Raw genomic sequence first — 3,065 nt, 5'->3', positions numbered from 1 at the left:
CCGTGATGGCGACGGCAATCTGCGCGTGATCGATTACAAGACCGGGACGCCGCCATCAGGCACACGGGTAAAGGCGTTGGAGGCCAACCAACTGGCGCTGGGGCTGGCGATTGCCGTGACTGGCGGTTTGCGCCGCGACGGCCAGCCGGTGCCGGGCGGAACTGCGGGGTCCATTGAATATTGGCAGCTGAAGGGCGGACGCAAGGATCAGGGCAAGCGCCACACGCCGCTGGGCAAGGGCGCCGATGTGCCCGATCATGTCACGCGGGCACTGATCCGGGCCGAGCAATTGGTGGCGCAGTATCTGCTGGCGCAGACGCCGTTTCCGGCCAAGCTGCAGCCACAGTGGGCCTGGGGCGATTTTGATCATCTCGCCCGCGTTGCCGAATGGATTAACCGGCGGGAGCGCGTCTCGTGAGTGGTGAACGCACCAAGCCGCTGGAGCCGCTGAAGCCGGCGCAGGCCGACGCGGCCGATCCGGAAGTGCATGCCTGGGTCGCGGCTTCGGCCGGGACCGGCAAGACCCAGGTGCTCAGCGCGCGGGTGCTGCGCCTGCTGCTGATCGGCGCGCGGCCGGAGGCGATATTGTGCCTGACCTTCACCAAGCTGGCCGCCGCTGAAATGCAGAACCGGGTGATGGCGCGGCTGGCGTGCTGGGCCGGCTGCAGCGACGCTGAAATGGCCAGTGACCTGAAGGCCATCGGGGCGGCGACCGATGTCGACACGCTCACCAGCGCACGCGGGCTGTTTGCCACCGTGCTGGAGGCGCCCGCCGGTCTTGCCATCCAGACCATCCACAGTTTCGCGCAGGGGCTGATCGCCAGCTTCCCGGTGGAAGCCGGCATCACGCCGGGGTTCCAGACCCTGGATGACCGTGCCGCCGCGCTGCTGCGCCGCCGCGTGTTGACTGACGCGCTCACGGATACGGGGAACCCCAATTTTCTGGCCGATGTGGCTGAAATCGCCATCGATGGTGGTGAGACAAGGCTGCACGCGATCATGGCGGCGCTGTCGCGCCACGGTGCGGCGTTGGCGGAATTGCGCGTTGAGGGCGTGGCGCCGCTGCTGCGCCGGGCGCTGGGGCTGGCCGATGATGACAGCGAGTCGGCGACGCTGGCAGCGGGCATCGCGGCGCTGCCGTTGCTGAAATTGCAGCAGTTCGCGCAAGCTTTGGGCCGGCAGGACGGTGTGAATGCCCAGAAACTCGCCGGCAATCTGGTGGCTTTCCTGATGGCCAGCGACAAGGCCAAGCTGTGGGACGATCTGTGGCGGATGTTCCATTCCACCAAGAATGAGCCGCTCGCGCTGACCACGCTGGTGCCCAAGGCGGTCGATGACGAAAATCCCGATTGGCGGCCCTTCTGCGCTGAACTTCAGGCCCAGCTGCTCGGCCTTCGCGCCGATCTCGAACGCTGGCTGATACTGGCCTTTGCCGGCCGTCACCTGCGCGTGGCGGTGCGGCTGGCGCAGGATTGGCGCAGCGCCAAGCACCGCGCCGGGGTGATCGATTATGACGACATGATCGCCGCCGCCGCCCGCCTGCTCGGCGAACCGGGCGCTGCCGATTGGGTGCGCTTCAAGCTCGACAGCCGCATCGATCATGTGCTGGTTGATGAAGCGCAGGACACCAACCTGCTGCAATGGCAGGTGATCCGCGCACTGGTGGAGGAATATTTTTCCGGCCTCGGCCAGCGCGATCAGTTCCGCAGCCTGTTCGTGGTGGGCGATTTCAAACAGTCGATCTTTGGCTTTCAGGGCGCCGATCCGCAAATCTATGCCGACATGAAGGATGATTTCCATCAGCTGTGCGAGGCGGAACCCGAACGCTGGAAGGAACTGCCGCTCACGGTGAATTTCCGATCGGTGCCGGCCATTCTTGATGTGGTGGACCGGGTGATCGGCCATGTTGGCCCGCACCTGTTCGATCCGCAGGGGGTGGAACCGCATATCGCCCACAAGCCCGGCGCCGGGCTGGTGATGCTGTGGCCCCCATTGCTGCCCGATGCCGGCAGCGAGGATGAAGACGAGACGGAGGACGACGATGCCCCGCCGCTGGCGCAGGCCATCGACATGGCGCGCCGTATCGCCGCCACCATCGCCGGCTGGCTGGCGCCGGAAACCGCACTGATCCTGCCTGCCAGTGGCCGGCGAGCAGCGGCGCAAGACATTTTGGTGCTGGTACGCAAACGCAGCGGGCTGATGAACGCGCTGGTGACGGCGCTGCACGAAGCCGGCGTGCCGGTGGCCGGCGCCGACCGTTTGAACCTGGCCGAACCGCTGGCGGTGGCCGATCTGCTGGCGCTGGTGCACTTCGCCTGCCAGCCTGATGATGATCTCACGCTCGCCGCGCTGCTGGTCTCGCCCTTTTGCGGCCTTGATCATGATCAGCTCACCGGGCTCGCCGCCGGGCGCCCGGGCACATTGTGGGCGGCCGTGCTGGCCAGCGACGATCCTGCCATGGCCGCCCCGCGCGCCGTGCTGGCCGAGGTGCTGCGGCTGGCGGCGGACGTATCGCCCTACCGCTTCCTCGAAACCATCCTGTCAGGGCCGCTGGCTGGCCGCCGCAAGCTGCTGGCGCGGTTGGGCGAGGAAGCCCGCGATGCCATCGACACCGTGCTTGATCAGGCGCTGGCCTGTGAAGCGGCCGGCGCGGCCAGCCTGCAGAGCTTCATCGCCTGGATGGCGGCCGAGGATCTGGAGGTGAAGCGCGATCCCGAAGCCGCCATCGATGCGGTGCGGTTGATGACGGTGCATGGCGCCAAGGGCCTGCAGGCGCCGATCGTCATCATGGCCGATGCCTGCCATGTGCCGCCGGCCGAAAAGGGCGAACTGGTGCTGGCGCTGGGCAATGGCCCGCTGCTGCCGCTGTGGTTGCCGCCCGGGCTGGTGGCGGCGCCAGCCTTTATCACCGAGGCCGAGAATGATCGGGCCGCCAGGGCCGCGCGTGAACATCGCCGTCTACTTTATGTTGCGCTGACGCTGGCCGAGGAAGTGCTGTGCATTGGCGGTGCCACCAAGCCGTGCAAGCAATGGGATGTGCATCCCGAAAGCTGGTATCAACTGGT

General features: G+C 66.9%; 2 protein-coding genes. Both read left to right on the top strand.

What is annotated here, in order from left to right:
• A partial coding sequence (locus RMO81_RS06280) for a PD-(D/E)XK nuclease family protein (RefSeq protein ID WP_310474930.1) occupies positions 1–418 on the top strand: 418 nt, incomplete at its 5' end.
• Positions 415–3,065 (top strand): UvrD-helicase domain-containing protein (locus tag RMO81_RS06275; RefSeq protein WP_310474929.1); only part of this gene is annotated, 2,651 nt, incomplete at its 3' end. The genes RMO81_RS06280 and RMO81_RS06275, both read left to right, overlap by 4 nt.

It is taken from the genome of Sandarakinorhabdus sp. (assembly GCF_031422795.1).
Lineage (GTDB): Bacteria > Pseudomonadota > Alphaproteobacteria > Sphingomonadales > Sphingomonadaceae > Sandarakinorhabdus.
Note: the sequence above shows the minus strand (reverse complement) of the source record. Positions and strands in the feature narration are given on the sequence as shown.